The organism is Paenibacillus sp. FSL H8-0034 (assembly GCF_038000305.1).
GTDB lineage: Bacteria > Bacillota > Bacilli > Paenibacillales > NBRC-103111 > Paenibacillus_S.
In genome coordinates, this window is sequence record NZ_JBBOBS010000001.1 from 1,387,855 (window position 1) to 1,410,361 (window position 22,507).

A 22,507-nucleotide genomic window follows, 5' to 3' on the forward strand; every position below is an offset into this window, starting at 1 on the left:
TAAAAAAAATAAAATTTTAATATTTTGCTTGCATTCGTATTTTATTCGTGATATTATACTTCTTGCGCACATGAAGCAGCGCAAAAATAACTGCTGGAATGCAGAATATAATTATATACCGCGCGCCCTTAGCTCAGCTGGATAGAGCGTTTGACTACGAATCAAAAGGCCGGGAGTTCGAATCTCTCAGGGCGCGCCATACACTTGCCGGTGTGGCGGAATGGCAGACGCGACGGACTCAAAATCCGTTTCTTGAGAGGGAGTGGGGGTTCGAGTCCCTTCACCGGCATCATGGAAATACAAAAAGATGAGGATCAATTGATCCTCATCTTTTTTTGTTCATTGAGTGTTCACTTTGATTAGAACCTAGTGAACCAAGACCGTACGTATAAATGGCTTGGTCCACTAAATTCGCTTGCGTAACCTTGAAGCTATAAATTGCTGAGAATGGAGCTGATCTGCACCTTTTCCCCACGCTTCGCGCTTTCGATCGCACCGAACACCATTGCCATGCTGTTCAGGTTATCCGAGCAATCGGTCTCTGCCTTGCGACCTTCGATGAGCGAGGTGAACATCTCCTCAAAGCAGCCATCGTGCCCCTCACGGCCTTCCCAGACTGCGGATGGGTGAACATGCATATGTTCGTTCATAAAGGCTCCTTGAGCCGGTTCTACGGGTACAACTTCAGCGTAGGGCCTGTTCGTGCCATCCCATATCAAGGTTCCTTTGGAGCCGACAATTCGCCACGCACTTTCCCAGGAGGTTGGAGCGCCTTCAGCACTCCATGAGCCATTATAGGAAAACACGGTGCCGTCCGACATTTCAAATATGCAGACTGCCGAAGCATTGCCTTTGTACCAGGAATAAGGCGGATTAAATTCATGGCAGTACACGGATACCGGGTTGGCACCGAGCAGAAAGCGAGCCTGGTCAAAGGTATGGATGGCCATATCGAGAATGAGCGGGTTGTCCATCGCTTCGCGAAAGCCGCCAAAGTGCGGTCCAAGGAAAAAGTCGGCTTTCATAAAGCCAGGCTGTCCGATGACATCCTGCTCGATCATTCCTCTTGCCTCACGGATTTGTTTATTGTACCTGCGGTTCTGCATAACAATGTAGCTTTTATTATGTTGATTCACGAAGTTCTTCATCTCAACTGCATCCTGCATGGAGGCGGCCATCGGCTTCTCTCCGATCACATTGCAGCCGAGCGCTGTTGCTGTCATCACGACGCTTTTGTGAACCTCGGGTATCGTAACGTCCATCACCAGATTGGCTCCGGTAGCGCGTATGGCTTCCTCAAGGCTGGTATATCTTCCGCAGGTAAGACCGAGCTCATTCGCCATCGCTTCCGCGGCAGCTGGATAAATATCGACCAAAGCGACAATTTCAACGTCTTCTCTCGAAAGCGCGTATTTGACCCAACGCTTGCCCATGTTGCCACAGCCGACCTGGACGGCCCTGAAGGGCTTATTTGCTTGAACAGCTTCCGACATATTACTTACCTCCTTGGATCGTCTCCAGCGGCTTGCTGTTGCCATAGACAGGCACTGGACGAGTGGATGGCGCTGCCCACGATACAGCGTTGCGGATAACGCGGCGGATCTGTTCATTATAATAAGTAGGATAAGTTTCGTGACCGGGACGGAAATAAAAGATTTTGCCTTGTCCACGATGGAACGTGCAGCCGCGCGGAATACTTCCCCGCCCTCGAACCAGCTTGTAAAAATCAATTCGTCCGGCTGCGGAATGTCAAAGTGCTCGCCGTACATTTCCTCCCGCTCAAGCTCGATGTATTCACCAATGCCTTCAACAATTGGGTGTCCGGGGGATACGACCCACAGCCGTTCCTTCTCGTCAGCCTCACGCCACTTCAAATTGCAGGAGGTACCCATCAGCTTCATGAAAATTTTGGAGAAATGTCCGGAGTGCAGCACGATTAAGCCCATACCCTCACGTACACGTTTATGAACGCGGTCGACGATGACGTCAGCCACCTCACGGTGCGCTTTATGCCCCCACCAGATTAGAACGTCTGTACCGTTCAGCTTCTCTTCGGTTAATCCATGCTCTTCTTCATCCAGGGTAGCATAGCTGATCTCAAAAGCATCGCCGAGGCCTTCACCGATAGCGTGATGGATGCCTTGGGGATAGACGGCCCGCACCTTTTCGTTATTTTGTTCATGACGGAATTCATTCCAGACGGTAACGCGCAGCTTTGCACTCATATTGAATACCTCCATTATATGTTTGGATATGTGCTTTCTTCTCAGATTATAGGCAACCGCTTACACAAAAGATAGACTGAAAACTGCCCGTTCCTTCTCCAAAAATGACCTTTTTGATTTTATCGAAAGATCCTGTGCTATACTCGACATATATAGATCTCAATCTATAAGAGGAAACAATCTTCTTAAGTGAAACCGATGAGGTGCATTCGTTTATGACTATCACAATGGATACGCGGCATGATCCCGTCAGGGAGGAACTCGTTATATATCAGAATCCATCCCTTTTTTTGAAGGTATGGGAGGTACAGTCCGACAAACAGACAGTAGGAATTCCCGAGGTATGGCCATGGCATTATCACAAAGAGGTTGAATTTCTAGCCATAACTGAAGGCCGTGCAGGCATACAAACGAAGGATGATTATCGTATTCAGGACTATGGAGATATGATGCTGTTCGGCTCATCACAGCTGCATCGAATTCATAAAGCACTGCCAACCCCGCTAAGGTTCATTGTGCTTCAGGTCGACTTGCTGCAGCATTTTGACCAGAGCTCGCTGCCTTATTTGCACTGCTTTTCCGAGCTGACCCAGCCACTGAGCACATTAAATTATATATTCAGGGAGCATCCTGAGGCTTGTGAAGAGGCTTTCTCACTTGTGAACGAGATCTATAGGGAGTCCCAGTCGCAGCAGCGCGGCTACGAGCTGGCAATCGGTGCTGCGATCAAAAAGCTGCTGCTGCTTTTGCTGCGCTATGACTCCCGGATGCTGCTGCAGGGTGATACGGAGCTGGAGGTGGTTCGTCTGCGGCCCGCACTTGATTATGTGGAGCGGAATTTGGGTGAGAAAATTACAGTCGAAGAGGTTTGCAGTCTGCTTAATTTGAGCTACGCCTATTTTATCCGCTATTTTCGCACAACGATGGGACTTTCTTTTATCGAATTCGTTAACTACAAGCGCGTCAAAAAAGCTGAACGGCTGCTGGCGACCCGTGATCTGAGCATTACGGAAATTGCCTGTGAGGTAGGGATCCCGAGCACTGCGCAATTTTATAAACTATTTAAACGGCACAATCATTGCTCGCCTGGCGAATTCAAGGCACGAATGAGTGGTAAAACAGTCGGTAGCTAGTGCCTAATTTTGCTTAAGAACAGTGTTGAAGTGGATGGAACTTACCGGACTTTTCTTTCGTTAGCGGCCACGATCCCCGCTTTTCCTTATTAAGTACGGCGGTAGAGCAGGACATTTCTTTTTGAGCAGCGATGTAAAAGTATTGTCCGTATTCTGCCTTTCCGATGCCGTATATAATTCGACTTGTGCACTCCGGTAGCATGTAGGAGCTGCGCATCGATAATCACAATGGGGAGGATTTTAACGGATGAAGCACAAGAATAAAAGGATGTATATGACGTTGACACTGATGTTAGCGCTTGCGACAGCTGCGGGTTGTTCGGGTCAGACGGAGACGAATAAGGTAGCCGGGACGGACAAAGGTTCAGCGCCATCAGGACAAAGCAAGGATGCGGATAAACCGTTATCGATCAAAATGTTCGCTGGATTGTATAACGAAGTACCGAATATGAATGATGATTATTGGTCGGAATGGCAAAAAAAGACCAACTCCAAGCTCAACGTGGAATGGGTACCCTCTGGTGATTTGAACACAAAGCTCGATTTGCTGCTCGCTTCCGGTGATCTGCCCGAGGTCGTTGCTGTTCCCGATTTTAAGAAGGCCACCCTGCTCAGTGCGATTAAAAATGGCGCGTTTTGGGACCTCACCCCGTTTCTCGGTGATTTGAGCAAATACCCGAATATGAAAAACAATCTGGTTAAGGATGCTTTTAAATACAGAACAATAGATGGAAAAATTTACTCGCTGCCGGGATCACGTTCAAGAGTAGACCCAGGCATCAAAATCCGTAAGGACTGGCTCGATCAGTTGAAAATTCCGGTACCTACGACACTGGATGAATATGCGGACGCTTTGAAAAAAATCATCGATGCCGACATTGACGGCAACGGCAAGAAGGATACGCTTGGCCTGATCGGCCATGGAGTGATCGTGAGTGATGGGGATGCTTCCTTTGCCGCTGGATTTGGCGCCTCACAGCCTACCTACGATGCTGCTGGAGGCTTGATCTATACCAGCTTGAATCCGCAGTACACGGAGATGATCGCCTGGTTTCAGAAGCTCTACAAGGAGGGCATATTGTCCAAGGAATTTGCCGTCATGAAAACGACCCAAGCCGAGGAATTATTCCAGACGGGCCGCGCCGCTTCCTATCCAAGAAGTATTTGGTGGGATAAGCAGTGGGAAACCGCGATGGAAAAAGCCGGGCAAAAAAATCCGCAGATTCTGAATTTGGCGCTTAAAGGTCCTAAAGGCATGGCGGTTGATCTATCTATAGGCGGCGGTGGAGGCTTCTTGATATCCAAGCAGGTACCGGAAGCCAAGGTATGGCAGCTTCTTGATTATTTTGAGAAAACGGCATCGGAAAGCATCACCGATTTTGCCTATTACGGTACAGAGGGTGTACATTATACGGTAGTCGATGGACAAAAGGTATTGAACGAGAAGGGGATTAAGGAAGTCAATACAACAAGTAAAGGGGTCGGAGTACTTACCTATCAAAAATGGGGTAAAGTCATCAGCGCATCGGGAAGCAAAGCCTACAATGACGCCAAAATCAAGGAAGTAGCCAACTTCGATGAAATTGGTCAGGTGGACCCGTTCCGCTTCCTGGTGTCCGATTCCTGGATCAATGTGTGGTCCAAATATGAGAGCGAATGGAAATCGATGGTGACCAAGGTGATTGTCGGCCAGATTAGCATGGATGAATACAAGCAATATGTTGATAAAATTAATAATCTTCCAGAAACGAAGCAAGCGTATCAGGAATTCGCCAAAAATTATAAAAGCTATTTAGGCAAGTAACAACCTCTGTTTGCCGGGGAGGCGTCTATGAAATACTGGATACAAAGGGGGCTTGCGCTGCTTGGCACCATGCTCCCCGGAACAAACTATTTAAGTCGTCTGGTCTGGTTGGGATGTATTTCGGTTTCGCTGCCCATTTTTCTGCTGGGCAGCGCTTATTTGCACGTGTCCGAGAACAAGCTGACCCAGCAGTTTCAGGAGGACAGCTACGCCTCGCTATTGCAGCTGAAGGAACGTATGGAAAATGTATTAACGCAAATCGAATATCAATCGCTGCAGCTATCGATTCAGCCCTCGATTAAAGCTGTTCTCGGTCAGCCCGACTTTGCCGAACATTATGTAGAGCAGTCCGAGATCCTGGAAACACTGCTGGTGCAAAAGAATTCCGGCAGCTTGATTCATGAGGTTGTTTTCTATCAAAGCGCGAGCGATATTGCCATATCCAGCGGGTACGGAGCAGCGACTTTGGAGAACTCCCCGCAGCGTGACAATATCTTAAAGGTTCTGTCTATGGAAAATAAATCGGAATGGGTATATCTGCCTTCTTCCGTTCAGGATGGCTGTATTTCTTACGTACGTCGGCTTCCGGTAACGAATTACGGCAAACCGCAGGGTATTATGATTTTCCAGGTCAGAGAGGCGGAAATACGCAAGCTGCTGTTTAATTCCGGCTCCAGCCTGCGTACCCAGGATCTATTAGTTATGGATGGCAAAAATCATATTATGCTGCACTCATCCAATCATTTCTTGCTGGGCAAGCCTGCAAATACACAGCCGCTGCTAAACCGGGTCCTATCGGATGATAGCGATACCGACCGTTTTATTCAAACCGATGATCAAGGTGAGCGTCTGCTGACCGTATTTTATCGAACGGCTCTCGGAAGAACTTATGTTTCACTGATGCCGGAGCGCGAAATGACAAGCCAACTGACATGGCTTCGTTTGTTTATCGCCCTATCCGTGTTGATTTTTTTGCTTCTTGGTGTAGTATTGACGATTGTATTCTCTAAGATGGCATATAGCCCCATCGACAAGCTCCTTAAATATGGCGAACAGCTGCGAAATGTAGGTACAACGAGGACTCCCGGCATCAAAGGCAATGAAATCGAGTTTATCCGCTCCTGCTTGACTTATTTGAGAGATCAGGCGGAATCCTTGGACAGCTACGTGAAAAAGATTCAGCCGGATTTACGCGACCAATTTCTATTAAATGTGTTAGGCAATACATTGGCAATCCGCAAAGATGCTTTAGATTCATCCTGTCGTACGTACGGGATTCCACAGGAAGGCATCTATGTGGTACTGGTTGTGATGGCGGAAAATTTGTTCAAGGAAAAAAGGTTTTTGCCTAATGAAGGTGCGATCATTGTGTTTGCTATCAAAAATGTGATGCTCGAATTGCTGGAGCACTGCGCCCCGGCACAAGGATTTGTAGTAGAGAAGGATGAGAAGGAAGCTGTCGGCATTGTGCATTTTAACAGCAGTACTGACAAGGACGTAATTACACAAACGATTCAAGGGTATGCGGATCAAATCTGCGAGGCTTTGCAGACGTACTTGTCATTCAAGGTTTCGATTGGGGTTGGAGGGCAGCGTGAGAGCGTCGCTCTGCTGTCAGAATCCTATAATGAAGCTAAGCTTGCTCTGCAATACCGGTTGATTAGCGAAAGTCAGCATGTGCTTTATTACAACCGCTTAGCCGTTCCTAACGATAAGCTGAAAATTTTTAATTATCCGAAAAGCTTCGAGCTGGATATGGTTGAATTCTTGCTTCAGGGCGAACTGTCGTCAGCCGAACAGACCTTGGTGCAATTCTCACAGCGGGTGAGGGCTTCAGATTCATATAACACAGCGATGCAATGCTACCTGGTTTTGTTATCTTCAATCATTCAGTCACTGGAGGAAATGGGCTATGGTGTATTGGATAGTCTCGGTGACAACTTATTCGAGCAGCTCAAAGCCAGACAAACGTACCAAGAGGTTCATGAATGGTTTGTGGAGATCTTGTTTCCGATGCACCGACAAATTACGGAAGAAATCAGGAATAATACGACAAAGCTTGCCGTACAAAGGGTATGCGCACATATTGAGGCTAACGAGGGCTTGCCTTCGTTGATTGAGTGCGCGGAACTGGTCAATATGAGTCCGTCTTATTTGAGCCGTCTGTTCAAGCAGGAAGCAGGCATCTCCTTTATTGAATATCTGATGAAATACAAGGTGGAAAAGGCACGGAAACTATTAGAGGTAACGGACCATAGTATAACGGAAATTGCCTCAATGGTCGGTTATTCCGAAAGAAACCTGAACAGGGCATTTCAGAGGCATGTGGCGATGTCTCCCAAGCAGTATCGATTGTCAACACGATGAGGTATCGTGGAGACAGTTTATCGGAATATATGCAAGAAAAGGAAAACCCGTGAGAGACAGCCGATTTCTTGAGCTGTCCCTTACGGGTTTGTTGATGTTGCTTAGGATATTTTCACGTACTATGGCAGCTTTTTAATGTGCAACCGCATTATACGTCATAATCCATATCGAGCCGGATACAATCGTCACCAGAATAACCAGACCGAGTATCAAAGCCATCAAGTTGTAGCGCGGTTTCTGCTCTTCCTTGATGTGCATGAAGAAGATCATCTGTATCGCGAACTGCAGAACAGCGATTAAAAGAATAATGACAAGCGTTGCGGTAGTGTTAAGCATATGGTTCATAACAAGCACGAGCGGAATGATGGTCAGCACAATGGATAAAATAAACCCGATTGTATAGGATTTTAATGATCCGCCATGTGCTTGATGCGGCTCAGCATTGTGATTATCCATTTACATCACCCCCATTAAATAGACGACTGTGAACACGAAGATCCACACAATATCAAGGAAATGCCAATACAAGCTGATGATCGTAACCTTGCGCTTTGTCACATCGGTGATACCGCGGCGGCTGAGCTGGATCATGATGCCTATCATCCATACGAGTCCAAGCGATACGTGAAGGCCATGCGTACCGACGAGCGTGAAGAAGGCAGACAGGAATGCGCTGGTGGAGATCGTCGCACCTTCGTGCACCATAGTAATAAACTCGGATACTTCGAGCGTAATAAAGGATGCACCAAGCAGTACAGTGACAGCCAGCCAACCGATCAAAGCCTTTTTATTGCCCTGATTCATGGCGAGAACGGCCAAGCCGCTGGTAAAGCTGCTCGTTAGCAGGATGAAGGTCTCAGCGATGACACCAGGCATTTCGAATAGCTCATGAGCTGTGGGACCACCGTTCGTATTCAATCTTAACACCACATAGGTGGCAAATAAGGTACCAAATAAAATACAATCCGTTATCAGAAACAGCCAGAAGCCGAAGGTCTTCATGGATTCTTGATCGACATGGCCATCGTGATGATGGTCATGCTCGTGAGCGTGCCCATGTCCGCCGCTGTGTGCGGAGGACTTGTTGGTAATTGTCTGTGCCATTAATGGGACCCCCTTAATGCAGCTTCTGTACGTTTAACCTCATCGACTGGAATATAGTAGTCGGTGTTGTAAGTGAAGGAGCGAACCAGCAAGCAGACAACGACGCCGATAAGTCCAGGAATAGCCATCCACATCCAGCTCCAGACAAACCCGAAGCCTGCAACGAACCAGCAGACTGACATGATGAATGGGATTGCAGAGTTTCTTGGCATATGAATCGGCTCGATCTCCGGTGCCGGAGTGGCAATACCGGCTGCACGTTTATTTTTCTCTTCCAGCCATGGATCCAGCGTATCTGCCCGTGGAATGGTTGCAAAGTTATATAGCGGTGCCGGTGATGGAATGGACCATTCGAGCGTACGTCCGCCCCATGGATCGCCTGTTGTATCCTTTTGCATAAACTTGATACTGTGGGCAATTTGCCATACCTGGAAAATGAACGCAATCCCCATCAAGAAGCCGCCGACGGTGGAAATGACATTAAGCGGCTGCCAGCCCATATCAAAGTCATAGGCATTAAAACGGCGCGTCATGCCCATCAAACCAAGTGCATATTGCGGCATAAAGCAGACGTAGAAGCCGATATTCCAGAACCAGAAGGCCCATTTACCGAGACCCTCATGCAGCTTGAAGCCGAACATCTTCGGCCACCAGTAGTATAACCCGGCAAAATATCCGAATACGACACCACCGATCAGCACCTGGTGGAAATGCGCAATCAGGAAGTAGCTGTTATGAAATTGAAAGTCAGCTGGTGCAACAGAGAGCAGCACGCCTGTCATCCCACCTACAATGAAGCAGGGGATGAAAGCCGCGGTCCACATCATCGGCGTGGAAAATGTGATTTTCCCTCGGAACAGCGTGAACAGCCAATTGAACACCTTGACACCGGTTGGTATGGCTATAATCATGGTCGTTATGGCAAAGAATATATTCACATTGGCACCGGAGCCCATCGTGAAGAAGTGATGTGCCCAGGTAAAGAAGGACATAATACTGATGGAAAACATCGCGAATACCATTGATTTATAGCCAAACAGCTTTTTCTTGGCAAACGTCGAAACAATTTCTGAAAATATACCGAATGCGGGCAAAATAACAATGTAAACCTCAGGGTGACCCCACATCCAGATTAAGTTGATATACATCATCGGATTACCGCCGCCATCCAGCGTAAAGAAGTGAGCGCCGAGGAAGCGGTCCAGGAACAGCAGGGCAAGCGTAACGGTCAAGATCGGAAAGGCAAAAATGATAATGATGCAGGTTGTAAATACAGACCATGTGTACATGGGCATTTTCATTAACGTCATGCCGGGAGCACGCATTCTCAGGATCGTTACAATAAAGTTAATGCCTGTCGCCAAGCTCCCGATCCCAGAGATTTGTATGCCCCATATATAAAAGTCTTGGCCTACACTCGGACTACCGGATAGCTCCGAGAGCGGCGGATATGCCAGCCAGCCTGCATCGGGTGAACCCCCAATGATGAAGGACAGGTTGAACAGCATCGCGCCAAAAAAGAACAGCCAAAAGCTAAGCGAGTTCAGGAACGGAAAAGCGACATCGCGAGCGCCGATTTGCAGCGGTATCGCAATATTGAATAGACCGAACATGAGCGGCATTGCCATGAATAAAATCATAATGACGCCGTGCGTTGTGAAAATCTGGTTATAATGCTCAGCCTGCAGAAATTCAAGCTGCGGGAGTGCAAGCTGGGTACGCATGAGCAGTGCGTCAACACCGCCGCGGAACAGCATCAGCAGGGAAGCGATGATATACATAATCCCTACTTTTTTATGGTCAACTGTAGTTAGCCATTCGGTCCAAAGCCACTTCCATTTTTTGAAAATCGTCAAGGCCAATACGATAGCCAGCATTGAAATGGCGATGGAGACTTGAGCTCCAAGAATTAGCGGATCGCCCGTGACGAAAAATGTGGATGAAAATTGTTTGATTGAATCCAGCATGGTAGGTCTCCTTTCGTTTCGTCGTTAATGACCCGAATGTCCATTAGGGGTAGTTGCAGCTGCAGGAGCTGTCTTGCCTTGCGTAGTGCTGGTATCAATAGCCTTTGGCTGTTGTGAGCCGCCATGATGGTGGGCACTTCCGCCAACCGCATATTGCGTTACAATCCGCTCAAACAAGCCGGCAGGGAAGGAAGAGAAATATTGCACGTTAGCAGGTCCCGGTTCAGCAAGCTTGGTATAGCCGTCCATCGTAAGGGCAGGGGAAGCATTTTTCGTTTTTTTCACCCATGCGTCAAAAGCATCCTGGGAGGTAGCATCAACCTTGAACGTCATTTGGGCAAAATCACGACCGTTGAAGTTAGCTCCGCTGCCAAAATATTGACCAGGCTCGTCTGCTTGCAGGAACAGTGTCATGGCCATGCCGGACATTGTGTAGATTTGGCCGCCAAGCTGAGGAATCCAGAATGAATTCATCGCCGTTGCCGAGGTCAATTCAAACTTGACCGGGACGCCTTGCGGTATTTGCAAATAATTCACAGTTGCTATGCCTTGCTCCGGATATTGAAACAGCCACTTCCAGTCCATTGAGGTAACCTGTACCGTGATCGGCTTTTTATCGGATACGAGCGGTTTGGAGGGTTCAAGGGCATACGTGTATTTAGCGGTTACCAAACCCAAAATAATGATAATAATAATCGGTATACCCCACCAAATGATCTCCAGTTTGGTACTGTGCGCCCAGTCGGGTGCGTAGGCTGCTTTACTGCCCGCCCTTTCCCGGTATCGCCATAAAATAAATCCGCTCAACAGCAATACGGGAACGATAACGACAGAGCACAGCAGAGTTGAAATCCAGATCAAATCCTTTTGTGCCGCGCCGACAGGGCCTTTAGGATCGAGCACAATAAATTGTTCGCTGCATCCCGTGAGCAGGACGATCGACAATAAAAATAACAGTGGCATTAGAATGCGTAGGTTCGGCCTCAAGCTTTTCATCTCCTTTTTCAACTCTGAATCTCAATTCATTAAATCACTATCTATAACTTAGCAGAAATGAAAGCAGATAACTGCAGACTTAACAATACCGTCAATAATTTGTCTTTTCTTCGTAATACAAATGTCACCTGTTCGACATGTGTGGTGACTTGTCCATCATTATGCACCAAAATAGTGAGCTAAACAGAAAATAAGTACAAAAAAACCGCCTCGTTATCACGATGTGATTTCGAAGCGGTCGCTACAGCTTATGTGTACCCAAAAACGCAACCTACGCAATCAATCCAGAAAACGAAGTTCGTTACCTTAGAATGGCTGCTTATTATTATCGAGATGACGCTTGTGAACAAGTCCCATCGCAGTTCCGATAACGTAAATATGCACACTGCCTACAATAAAGCCAAGTCCGACCATAAGCCCGGTATTACGGTCATTGAATTGGTTCAAATTCATGAGACAAAGAAGGACGCCGACGCCTAGTGCAACCCAAGCGATCCAGGTCATTAAGGTGACCAGACGAGGGATTTCGTTATTCGAATGGTTCTTACTAAGATCTGCATGATGTACTGAAGCTGTTTTGGTTGTCATAATAAACACCCCTAATCGTGTAAGTGCTTTCCTATATACAGTATACTACACTTTTTGGCAGTTGTTCAAACATTATTCGCAATTCGATCAATAATTGGACATAAGTTGGGGTGCGTTTCAATAAAGTTGACTTGACATCGTTAATAATGAATGAAATAAATAGTAAACCTAATTAAGACGAAATCTGACATATATGCTTTGTTATACTGATTGAGAAGTCTGGAAAGTAATGATGACGAATTCAATAGGAGGCTGTGTTTACAATGAAGGCTTTAAAGGGAAAAGTAGCTGTAGTGGCAGGTGGTACACGAGGCGCAGGCCGCGGGATTGCTGAGATGCTGGGGGAAGCAGGCGCTACTGTTTATGTGACAGGACGCAGTACAAGAGGGAATCTATCCGACATGGGAAGGCAGGAGACCATCGAGGAAACGGCAGAATTAGTTACGGCACATGGTGGTGTCGGAATAGCAGTAAGGGTAGACCACACGGTTGAGGCCGACGTAAAGTCACTTTTTGAGCAGGTGCTTTCGGAGCAGAAAGGAGTACTCGATATCCTTGTTAATGATATATGGGGCGGCGAGCAGCTGACGGAATGGGGGAAGCCATTCTGGGAACATTCATTAAATAAGGGACTGCAAATGCAAATCCCTGCGGTACATGCTCATATGGTCACAAGCTATTATGCTGCTCCCTTAATGATTGCCAGGAACAAAGGATTGATCATTGAAATTACCGATGGCTTCGATTATAGATATCGTGGAAATTTGTATTACAGTCTGGCGAAGATATCGGCGATCCATCTCGCCCAGTCCATGGCCGCGGAGCTTCGTGAGCACCGTGTAGCTGCAGTTTCATTAACACCCGGTTTTTTGCGTTCGGAGGCGATGCTGGATCATTTTGGCGTGACGGAAGCGAATTGGCGTGATGCGGCGAAGGCAGATCCACATTTTCTGATATCGGAAACACCCTATTATGTAGGAAGGGCAGTTGCAGCATTGGCAGCAGATTCGAATGTGCTTGAAAAGTCAGGACAGATTCTGACCTCCTGGGACCTTTCAGATATGTATGGCTTTACGGATAGGGATGGATCACGTCCTCATTGGGGACGATATGCCGAGGAGCAGGGCTTTTATAAATGACTTTAATCATGAATAACCCGAGCCGCGGCTTCGGGTTATTTGAATTGTATAAACCGACACCATTCGGCATAAGTTGTTATTGCAAGGGCGAAATGTATTATAATAGAAGAAGATTTTTACATTAGCTCATTGAATGGGAGGAATATATAAGCTATGAAGTACGAAATTCTATATCAGGGTGCGTTTCCGTTGGTGAAAATTGAATTGGAGAAAGGGGAAAATGTAAAGGCGGAATCGGGAGCTATGGTGTCCATGACACCTGATATTGAACTTAAAGGTACGGTGGATGGCGGGTTGATGCGCGGACTTGGCAGAATGCTGAGCGGTGAAAAATTCTTTTTCCAGGAATTATCAGCTACACAGGGCAGAGGTGAGGTGCTTTTGGCGCCCGCGGCGATTGGTGATGTACAAGCTATTGAGCTGGATGGCTCCTATAAGCTGTACGTGCAGAAGGATGGCTTTCTTGCCGGGACCAATGGCATTCAGGTTAACACGAAGATGCAGAATCTGATGAAGGGATTTTTATCCGGGGAAGGCTTTTTCATTGTTGAGATTAGCGGCAGCGGCACCGTATTCTTATCGTCCTACGGCGCTATCCATGCGGTTAATCTTGGGCCTGGGGAAGAAAGGATTATCGATAACGGGCATTTGGTGGCTTGGCCTGATTATATGAATTATACGATTGAAAAGGCATCCAAGGGCTGGATATCCAGTATAACGAGCGGTGAGGCTGCAGTGTGCCGCTTTCGGGGTGAAGGTGTAGTGCTGATTCAGACCCGGAATCCGGCAGGCTTTGCTTCATGGATCAAGACCTTTCTACCTAAATAATGATGACATAGAAAAAGCAGTACCCCTGAGACCAAGCTTTCAGAGGTACTGTTTTTCTTATTTTATCCTGCCCGTTGGGCAAGTCGCACCAGCATATGAGCCAGCTTATGCTGCTCTTCTGGAGTTCCGACTTTCCATAGTTCATTCAGCAGTTTTTCCTCACTGTTTCGTGGCTCCTCATTAGCAGCTAAATAATTCGCTATTTTTTCAGCTGTAACCGCAATCTGCTCTTCACTCAAGCCCAGCCTTTCGGCTAATTCAATACGCTTTCCCAAGTAGCTCTTGAAGGAATCGAAGCTTTGCAGAATCTGTTCTTTTTTAGCGGGATTGATTCGGTCCAGTGCGCTATCTACCTTGTTTACGGCTAAGTGATCTTCTTTATCTACCACATGATTGTACTCGGACATAAGGTACGTCTCCTTAATGGGATATAATGCTTCGGCACCTTTTATTACACAAGCCAAGCATCCCTTGAATCAGAGACAGCTAGTTCCAGGCCTCGCCAATCATGCGAATAGCAACAACAAAAAAAGTGATACGCAGCACCCACATCAGCTTCTTGCTGCTCAACGCGCTGGCGATTTTGGCTCCGAGCCATCCACCAACCAGTGCACTCGGCGCAAGTCCCAGAACCATCCAGCCGTCGACTTCTCCCAAGCTTAGATGGGTGACGGTACCCATAATGGACGACAAAAAGATGACAAACATCGAGGTAGCCGTTGCCACATGCGGCGGATAACGAAATAAAATCATCATCGCCGGTACGAACAAGGAACCACCGCCAATGCCGAACAAGCCGGAAATGATGCCAACAAGCAGTCCGATCGAAAGTGCGGGCATCACTCCGTATCCATACGAGTGCACGAGTCCTTGTGCATCTGTGTACGTTCTTTGGATGGGCCATTTCAGACTTAGCGGCTTCAAACGGTCTTTAATGATCAGCAGGATCGCCATCACCAGCATGAAAATACCAAAGGCAAGCTGAAATGACTTGGCATCGACAAATTGAGTCATATAAGAGCCCAGCATCGCGCCGGGTCCGCACGTCAAGAAATAGAGCCAACCACTGCGAAAGTCCACTTTACGCTGCTTATGGAAAGCCCACGTAGAGGAAAATGCCGTAAAAATCAGCACAGCCAAGGACGTCCCGACTGCTGTTGATACTGAAATTTCCTGTCCAACAAAATAAGGACCGAGATAGATGAGAGCGGGAACAATGACGATACCGCCCCCCAGACCGACGAGACTGCCAAGTGTTGCAGCTAGCAGCCCCACAACCGTATAAAATAAAAAGCTCATGCTTGTACCTTCCTTTATAAATCAGCCATGTATGATTGGTATTTATCATAGTATCATACCTGTAAGGAAGGTCAATGCATCAGCTCAGCCATTATTTCAAATAAAGTCCACCGATTAGCGGTTTATTGGGCAAATAATGTACAGTACGGATAAAACGGACAGTTTTCGTTTTGGCTCTCATGACGATCGAGTGTGTCTCTGCGCGTTGATTGCCCATATACTGCACACCGCCAAGGAATTCTCCGGGAGTGATCCCGGTGGCCGCAAAAAATACATCCTCGCTTCCAACCATATCGTCCATGCTCAGCAGCTTGAAGGGATCGCCAATTCCCATACGTCGGCAGCGTTCCAGCTCCTCATCATTGGCTGGCATCAAACGTCCCTGGAGCTCACCGTCAAGGCAGCGTAGCGCGGCGGCAGCTAATACACCCTCGGGTGCACCACCGGAACCGACATATAAATCGATACCGGATTCATTTAAGCAAGGAGCCATTGCGCCCGCCACATCTCCATCGCTTAACAATTTAATGCGCACACCGACGCGGCGGAGCGTTTGGATTTTGTCTTGATGGCGTTCGCGATCCAAAATCATTACCGTCAGATTACTGAGCGGCTTATCCAGGTATTGAGCAGCTTTCAACAAAGTGGTTTCCAACGGATCATCCAGATGCAGCTTGCCCGCCAATAATGGGCCTACAGCCAGCTTATCCATATACATATCAGGAGCGTGCAGAAGGCAGCCTTTATTGGCCATTGCAATAACGGACAGCGCATTATTCAAGCCCTTGGCCACGGATTCAGTTCCTTCCAAGGGATCCACGGCGATATCGACCTCGGGACCTTGTCCGTTTCCTACCTTCTCGCCAATGTAGAGCATAGGAGCCTCATCCATTTCACCTTCACCAATAACGACGGTACCTTGTACAGAAACAGAGTCGAACATCGCCCTCATAGCCGTAGTTGCAGCCCCGTCAGCTTCATTTTTGTTGCCGCGTCCCATCCATTGTGCGGCTGATAATGCGGCCAATTCGGTAACCCTTACTATTTCCATCGCTAGCTCTCGTTCCATCCCTATTCCCCCAAACTCATATTTTAATAAATAAGTTGCAATATATCGTGATTTCAGATTAATTATTACACACTATATATACATAATGTAACTGATAAATGTGAAAAAAACCATTTTTTTCGATAAAATCTTTATTATTGGCAGATAAATATTGTTTATAGGACGTATTTGTGTAAATCATTTCTGATTTTTGGTATACTTTATAACATATAGAAGGTTCCAGAAGTATAAAGTTCCGGGACAGGGAGGTCACGATTATCGAATTGTCAGCCCGTCAATTACATATTGTTGAACTGGTCAAGCAGCATTCGCCTATTACTGGAGAGCAGATTGCAGAGATGCTCGGGTTAAGCCGTCCGACGCTTCGTTCAGATTTGGCCCTGCTGGTGATGCTTGGATTGGTCGATGCCAAGCCGAAGGTTGGCTATACGCCGGGTTCATCCATTTCTGCTGAGAATCAAGTGTCTCGAAGATTGCAATCCTTGAAAATAAAAGATATACAGGCCGTACCTGTCGTAGTCCGAGAGTCGGCATTGATTCATGATGCGGTTGTTGCGCTTTTCATGGAAAATGTCGGCAGTCTGATTGTAGTTGATGAAGAAAGCTGTTTATCTGGTATTATTTCACGTAAGGACTTGTTGAAATTCACACTTGGCAATCCTTCGGCTTCCACGATGCCTGTCAGTATGGTTATGACCAGGGAGCCCAATGTGATTCATGTACAGCCTGAAGACAATGTACTTGAAGCGGCGCGTAGGATGATCCATCATCAGGTGGACGGCTTGCCGGTGGTTGTACCCATCAAGCAGGACAACGCTCAGGGTCGTAATCGCTGGGAGGTCGTTGGCCGCATTACCAATACGATGATGACACAGCTGCTGGTAGAGCTTGCCTCGGAGTCTTGATAGTTCGGGAACTCACCGAATATCTAGAAATAGCCGATACAGTATGATGTGAGCAAAGGAGAACAGTGGATGACGGACGATCGGCATTATGAGATAACCATTTGCTCGGATTCGGTAGGTGAAACGGCCGAGGCGGTTGTAAAAGCGACCATGCGCCAATTCGATGCCCATCAGGTCACAACAAAACGGATTGGACATATCAAGCATGAGGATGAAATACGTGTAATCATGGAGGCTGCCGCCAAACGGGGAGGCTTTGTAGCTTATACGCTTGTGCAGCCGGAGCTGCGGGAAATGATGAAGGAAGAAGCCATCCGTCTGGGAGTCAGAGCCATAGATATTATGGGACCGATGATGGAGGCGTTCATCGACACATTCAATGATTCGCCGAAGCGCAAGCCTGGGCTGCAGCATGAGATGGATGATGATTACTTTCGCCGTGTCGAGGCTATAGAATTTACTGTTAAATGCGATGATGGACGTGATACGAGCTCATTGCTAAAGGCAGATATTATATTGATTGGCGTATCACGAACCTCCAAGACACCACTCAGTATTTTTTTGGCACATAAGGGCCATAAGGTGACCAATTTACCGCTGGTTCCTGAGGTCAAGCCGCCGAAGGAGCTGTTCATGCTGCACGGCAGGCGAATTATCGGATTAATCATGGATCCGGATAAGCTGCTCAAGATTCGTACCGAGCGATTAAAGGCTGTAGGGCTGCCCGATGGCGCCAAATATGCTGCGCTCGATCGGATTGTTGAGGAACTGGAGTATGCCCAAGTCATCATGAAGCAGCTGGGCTGTCCGGTCATTAATGTAACCGATAAGGCGATTGAGGAAACGGCAGGCATTATTCTGGGGTATATGTCTTAGGGCTGCAATAAATATCAAATAACCAGTTTGGAGAGGAATGATACTTGTATGTTCAAAAAAATTGCTGCTGATGCGTTAGGGTTAAGCGATATTGGAAGCGTAATTAAACCAGCGGATTACGATAAGGTAGATGCTGACGATTACGTTATGAATGAGGACAACGAAAAAATTTATTTTCTGATCAAATCCAAGGCGGATGAGTACTGCTTTACCAATTTGGGGCTTATCCATCTGGATGGTACGAGTGCACTAAGCAAAAAACGGACGCTTCGCCGCTTTAATTACAGCCATCATCCCATTTCGAACGTAGCTCTTGAAACAGCGGGAACTGTTGATCTCGATGTGGAAATTAAATTCACGATTGGCGCAGCGGTTTATTCCATTGATGTTCACAAGAAGCATATTGCCGAAGTCAAGGATTTGTATAAATCACTGCTCAAAATTGCAGAAATTTCCTATGATAACGAAACGACACTGCAATATGCAAAAGAAAGCGTTCATCTTGCATCAGCAACATTAAATCGTTCGGTCAAAGAGGGCGGTAATATCGTCGAGCAATTTAAGGAAATTACGGAGTCAGCTTTCTTCTGGATGGTGGAAACCCATAAGCAGTACAAGGTCAAAGATTATGGTCATATTTTCGAGCGTTATATTAATCAGTAATTTAACCTCTGCACTCATATACGTTTTTATTTTAGATAACATGAATAAAAGCCTTGTCGAGCACAAAATCGGCGGGGCTTTTGTTGTTCTTACAGGTTATAAAAGAAATGAGAGCTGATCAGGAGTTTGTTAAGGAATACGTAATATTTGCAGGTGAAGGTTATGTTAAAATACTGACATAGTATGTTTTGTTGAAGCTGGAGTTGACCTGAATCTCACTGCTGATCCCAAAAAGGAGGGCGTACGAGTCTATGGTGAAAATATTGGTCGCCGATGATGAGGAAAATATAACCGATGTGTGCGCCCGATACCTGCAGCGTGAAGGGTTTGAGGTCGTATGTGCCAAGGATGGCGATGAAGCGCTTCATATATGGGAAAGCGAGTCACCGGATTTTATCGTGCTGGACGTGATGATGCCGAAAAAAACGGGCTGGCAAGTGTGCGAGGAGATTCGCAGCAGCAGCGATGTGCCGATTATGATGCTAACAGCCAGAGGAGAAGAGCTGGACCGGCTCATGGGACTTACGATGGGCGCGGATGATTATATGACGAAGCCGTTCAGCCCCCGGGAGCTGGTGCTGCGTGTGAAAGCGATTCTAAGACGTCTGAGGCCGATAGAATCAGCCAACGCCACAGGAGTCTCGTCTCCGGCTGGCAAGTCGAGCTCGATCATTCATCGAATGGGTCTGGAAATCGATAGTCTGCGAAGGACAGTCAGGGTAGGCGGTAAGGAAGCGGAGCTTACGGTGAAGGAATTCGAGCTGCTCTGGTTGTTTGCCAACCATCCCGATCAGGTGTTTTCCCGCAATCAATTATTGAATACGATTTGGGATATTGATTATTTTGGAGATACGACAACGGTGACAGTTCATATCCGAAGGCTGCGGGAGAAGATTGAACAGAACCCTTCTACCCCTAAATACATCAAAACCGTTTGGGGTATCGGTTACAAGTTTGACGGAAAAGGGGGCGAGCCGGGATGAACCGGTTTATGGGCTCGGTGGGCCTGCGCACCTATTTGCTGTTAACGAGTTTGGTTAGTATTGCTGCCATCTTGATCAGCTTGCTTGTCAGCTACAGGAAGATGTTTTTGACGCTGGATGAATTGATATGGCTTACTCTTGTAACTGTTGGCGCAGGAATCCTTTCCTTGATTGTACATCTGATCATGACGCGACCAATTGAGCGGGCCATTGATATGATCAGTAGGGAATCTCAGCAGATTGCGCAGGGAGATTTTCGTGGGGAGCTGCCGCTGATCGGACCTGTGGAGTTTCAGGCGATGGCTGTTCATTTTAATGAAATGAGCCGTCAATTGAATGAAAGCTTCCAGCAGCTGCGATCCTCGGAGGCTTCGCGGCGTGAGCTTGTGGCCAACGTGTCGCATGATTTGCGTACGCCGTTGGCTTCGATTCAATCGTTTGTTGAGGCTCTGCAGGATGATTTAATCGAGGACCCGGATACGTACCAGCGTTACCTGAGTACGATTCGTCTGGAAACCCAGCGTTTGAGTGGTCTGATCAATGATTTATTCGACCTGTCACGCAGGGAGGCAGGTGCGGAAAGCTTTGAGCCTGAGGCGTATCATCTGGATAATCTGATTGTCGAAACCTTGCAAAGCCATCTGCTGCAAATTGAGGATAAAGGAATCGAAGTGGAAGGACATATTCCTGAGGGGCTGCCACCCGTCTCGATTATGCCTAATGAAATTAAACGGGTCGTTTCCAATTTGCTCCATAATGCGCTGCGTCATTCTCCTGATGGAGGTAAGATTCGAATTTACGCGCAAATGCCGAAGGACGGGTTCGTATTGGTTACTGTGGAGGATCAAGGTGAGGGCATTGCTGAAGAGGAGCAGATTCGGCTGTTTGAGCGCTTTTACCGGACGGATCATTCACGCAGCAGGGCGAGCGGCGGCTCCGGGCTTGGTCTGGCGATAACCAAATCGATCGTGGAAATTCACGGAGGCCAGGTGGGAGTAAGCAGTCAGCTTGGAAAAGGAAGTCAGTTCTGGTTTACGGTACCTGTGGTTCAGCGGTGAGGAAGATTGGTGTAGAGGGCTGCAGCACCATCAAGGAATTGATGTAAACAGGAAAGGCGGTGCGGAAATGGATAGATGGAGAGATTGGTTAAAGGAATCTTACGGCAAAAAATTATCAAGGCTGCACGCATGGAACGCTTGGGTTATACTTTTGCTGGCTATTACGGGTGTTGTGCTCTATGTCCCAACGATTCGTGGTGATTTGGGCGCACTTCGTGTAGTTCTGAAGCAGGCTCATATTGTGCTCGGTATCGCGTCCGTTGTTCTCATTGCCTTGTACCTGCCGTTGATTCCGAAGCATTGGAAGCAGCTCAAAACGAGATTAAAGCAGCGGTGGAATTTAGCGGTTGTGCTGTTTTTACTCATAGGCTGGGGGATTACAGGACTTATTCTGTGGCAGTTCCACAACCTGCCTCCGGTGTGGAGTAACGTTTCACTGGTGCTGCATGACTTGTTCACTTGGGTCGGAATCCCGTACGCCTTGTATCATTCGATTTCACGAAGCCGTTGGCTCAAAACGATGCGATCTGAGGAACAGAAAGCAGCGAGACAGCTGCTGAAGGATAAAAGGGAAACGGCGGGTGTGGCAGGAGCAGAAACGGGATCTGGTTCAGGAGAGATAGTGGCAGCAAGTGCTATGAGTCCACAAAAATTTGTGGAATTTTTGAAAAATGCACCGATCTCGCGGGCGACTTTTTTGCGTACCGTTATTGGGCTTCTGCTGGTATTCGGTGTAGGTCCTTATTTTTACCGTTGGATGAAAAGTATTTCGGACACCGGGGGCGCTGAGCTGGACCAGATTTATGCGTCCGATGCCAATCAAATGCAGCCAAAGCCTGTTGCACTTGCCGAATCGAGTCCTCCTGTCGGAGGAGGTCTGAAAGGCGAGTTCCGTATATATACAGTTACGGACATCCCGGCCTTTTCGAGCGACAGCTGGCAGTTTTCGATATCGGGTTTGGTGGATAAACCAATAACCTGGAACTGGGAACAGTTTATGCAGCTCAAACGTAAGGTACAGGTGAGTGATTTTCATTGTGTGACCGGCTGGTCGGTGTATAAGGTAACCTGGGAAGGGATTCCGCTGTCGGAGCTGCTTCAAATGGCTGGAGTGAAGGGCGCAGCACGTTATGCCAAAATGTATTCGGGCGACAAGGTGTATACGGACTGTTTGTCACTGGAGCAGGTTAAAATGGAAGATGTGATGGTTGCGGTGTTAATGGACGGTAAACCGATTCCAAATCAATTGGGAGGGCCTGTCCGGCTGATCGTCCCGAAAATGTATGCTTACAAATCAGTCAAATGGCTGCAGGCGGTCGAATTGATTGATGAAGAGCATATCGGTTATTGGGAGGTTCGCGGCTACGATAATGATGCTTGGGTACCGGGGAGCAAGCTGTCTTAGACAGTTCGGCTCCTTTTGCCGTATGAGCTGCGATGTTGCAGAGATGATGTATCTGACCGTTTTAGCAATTTCGTATAGCCTCCACTGACTTTTTATTT

At 47.3% G+C, this 22,507-nt stretch carries 20 protein-coding genes, 2 tRNA genes and 1 pseudogene; 13 read left to right on the forward strand and 10 right to left on the reverse strand.

The genetic code is table 11. The features are described 5' to 3' along the window. Positions 1–122 precede the first annotated feature (122 nt). Both NST47_RS06320 and NST47_RS06325 read left to right on the forward strand, forming a co-directional pair. Positions 123–199, forward strand: a tRNA-Arg gene (locus NST47_RS06320). Between the two features lie 7 nt (positions 200–206). After that, positions 207–289, forward strand: a tRNA-Leu gene (locus tag NST47_RS06325). Between the two features lie 142 nt (positions 290–431). Here NST47_RS06325 and NST47_RS06330 read toward each other — a convergent pair. After that, on the reverse strand, positions 432–1,610 hold the full coding sequence (locus NST47_RS06330; protein ID WP_341154362.1) for a Gfo/Idh/MocA family protein: 1,179 nt from the start codon (positions 1,608–1,610) through the stop codon (positions 432–434). Beyond that, positions 1,495–2,225: pseudogene (locus NST47_RS06335) on the reverse strand (ThuA domain-containing protein). The gene NST47_RS06330 and the pseudogene NST47_RS06335 overlap by 116 nt, the downstream one beginning before the upstream one ends. 215 nt (positions 2,226–2,440) lie before the next feature. Here NST47_RS06335 and NST47_RS06340 point away from each other — a divergent pair. The 3 genes from NST47_RS06340 to NST47_RS06350 all read left to right on the forward strand — a co-directional run bounded on the left by NST47_RS06340 (position 2,441) and on the right by NST47_RS06350 (position 7,529). Further along, complete coding sequence (locus NST47_RS06340) at positions 2,441–3,358, forward strand: AraC family transcriptional regulator (RefSeq protein WP_341154363.1); 918 nt, start codon at positions 2,441–2,443, stop codon at positions 3,356–3,358. Positions 3,359–3,605: 247 nt separating this feature from the next. Continuing rightward, positions 3,606–5,162, forward strand: a complete 1,557-nt coding sequence (locus NST47_RS06345; protein ID WP_341154364.1) for an extracellular solute-binding protein — start codon at positions 3,606–3,608, stop codon at positions 5,160–5,162. A gap of 27 nt (positions 5,163–5,189) precedes the next feature. Beyond that, entirely contained in the window at positions 5,190–7,529 is a 2,340-nt protein-coding gene (locus NST47_RS06350; RefSeq protein ID WP_341154365.1) for a helix-turn-helix domain-containing protein, read from the forward strand. 132 nt (positions 7,530–7,661) lie between these two features. Here the strand turns inward: NST47_RS06350 and cyoD are convergent, their stop codons facing one another. The 5 genes from cyoD to NST47_RS06375 form a co-directional block, all read right to left on the reverse strand. After that, positions 7,662–7,985 (reverse strand): cytochrome o ubiquinol oxidase subunit IV, encoded by a 324-nt coding sequence (gene cyoD / locus NST47_RS06355; RefSeq protein WP_083689773.1) that lies wholly within the window; start codon positions 7,983–7,985, stop codon positions 7,662–7,664. After that, positions 7,986–8,633, reverse strand: a complete 648-nt coding sequence (gene cyoC / locus NST47_RS06360) for a cytochrome o ubiquinol oxidase subunit III (RefSeq protein ID WP_341154366.1) — start codon at positions 8,631–8,633, stop codon at positions 7,986–7,988. Further along, entirely contained in the window at positions 8,633–10,600 is a 1,968-nt protein-coding gene (locus NST47_RS06365) for a cbb3-type cytochrome c oxidase subunit I (protein WP_341154367.1), read from the reverse strand. Before NST47_RS06365 ends, cyoC begins: the two co-directional genes overlap by 1 nt. Before the next feature lie 24 nt (positions 10,601–10,624). Then, positions 10,625–11,563 carry a ubiquinol oxidase subunit II gene (cyoA, locus tag NST47_RS06370; protein WP_445667357.1) on the reverse strand — a complete coding sequence of 313 codons (939 nt, stop codon included), beginning with the start codon at positions 11,561–11,563 and terminating at the stop codon, positions 10,625–10,627. A gap of 339 nt (positions 11,564–11,902) precedes the next feature. After that, positions 11,903–12,184: a hypothetical protein gene (locus tag NST47_RS06375; protein WP_341154369.1), complete on the reverse strand. Its 282-nt coding sequence runs from the start codon at positions 12,182–12,184 to the stop codon at positions 11,903–11,905. Between the two features lie 263 nt (positions 12,185–12,447). Between NST47_RS06375 and NST47_RS06380 the strand changes: the two genes are divergently transcribed. Together NST47_RS06380 and NST47_RS06385 are read left to right on the forward strand one after the other, a co-directional pair. Continuing rightward, positions 12,448–13,323, forward strand: a complete 876-nt coding sequence (locus NST47_RS06380; RefSeq protein ID WP_341154370.1) for an SDR family oxidoreductase — start codon at positions 12,448–12,450, stop codon at positions 13,321–13,323. 153 nt (positions 13,324–13,476) lie between these two features. Next, positions 13,477–14,151, forward strand: a complete 675-nt coding sequence (locus tag NST47_RS06385; RefSeq protein ID WP_341154371.1) for a TIGR00266 family protein — start codon at positions 13,477–13,479, stop codon at positions 14,149–14,151. 62 nt (positions 14,152–14,213) lie between these two features. On the opposite strand, the gene NST47_RS06390 is transcribed toward NST47_RS06385, so the two are convergent. The 3 genes from NST47_RS06390 to glpX form a co-directional block, all read right to left on the reverse strand. Next, entirely contained in the window at positions 14,214–14,558 is a 345-nt protein-coding gene (locus NST47_RS06390; protein WP_341154372.1) for a DUF3243 domain-containing protein, read from the reverse strand. A 79-nt stretch (positions 14,559–14,637) separates the two neighbouring features. Further along, positions 14,638–15,450: a sulfite exporter TauE/SafE family protein gene (locus NST47_RS06395; protein WP_341154373.1), complete on the reverse strand. Its 813-nt coding sequence runs from the start codon at positions 15,448–15,450 to the stop codon at positions 14,638–14,640. Positions 15,451–15,541: 91 nt separating this feature from the next. Continuing rightward, positions 15,542–16,519 carry a class II fructose-bisphosphatase gene (gene glpX, locus NST47_RS06400; protein WP_341154374.1) on the reverse strand — a complete coding sequence of 326 codons (978 nt, stop codon included), beginning with the start codon at positions 16,517–16,519 and terminating at the stop codon, positions 15,542–15,544. 254 nt (positions 16,520–16,773) lie between these two features. Here glpX and NST47_RS06405 point away from each other — a divergent pair, with 254 nt between their 5' ends. From NST47_RS06405 to NST47_RS06430, 6 genes are all read left to right on the forward strand, one after another. After that, the gene (locus NST47_RS06405; RefSeq protein ID WP_083689775.1) at positions 16,774–17,424 is read left to right on the forward strand and encodes a helix-turn-helix transcriptional regulator; all 651 of its coding nucleotides are present in this window, start codon (positions 16,774–16,776) and stop codon (positions 17,422–17,424) included. A 69-nt stretch (positions 17,425–17,493) separates the two neighbouring features. Next, positions 17,494–18,300, forward strand: a complete 807-nt coding sequence (locus NST47_RS06410; RefSeq protein ID WP_076236260.1) for a pyruvate, water dikinase regulatory protein — start codon at positions 17,494–17,496, stop codon at positions 18,298–18,300. 48 nt (positions 18,301–18,348) lie between these two features. After that, positions 18,349–18,963, forward strand: coding sequence for a PH domain-containing protein (locus tag NST47_RS06415; protein ID WP_341154375.1), 615 nt, complete (start codon positions 18,349–18,351; stop codon positions 18,961–18,963). 251 nt (positions 18,964–19,214) lie between these two features. Continuing rightward, positions 19,215–19,946 carry a response regulator transcription factor gene (locus tag NST47_RS06420; RefSeq protein WP_341154376.1) on the forward strand — a complete coding sequence of 244 codons (732 nt, stop codon included), beginning with the start codon at positions 19,215–19,217 and terminating at the stop codon, positions 19,944–19,946. After that, positions 19,943–21,004, forward strand: coding sequence for a sensor histidine kinase (locus tag NST47_RS06425; RefSeq protein WP_341154377.1), 1,062 nt, complete (start codon positions 19,943–19,945; stop codon positions 21,002–21,004). Before NST47_RS06420 ends, NST47_RS06425 begins: the two co-directional genes overlap by 4 nt. A 67-nt stretch (positions 21,005–21,071) precedes the next feature. Next, positions 21,072–22,409 (forward strand): molybdopterin-dependent oxidoreductase, encoded by a 1,338-nt coding sequence (locus tag NST47_RS06430; RefSeq protein WP_341154378.1) that lies wholly within the window; start codon positions 21,072–21,074, stop codon positions 22,407–22,409. Positions 22,410–22,507: the final 98 nt, after the last annotated feature.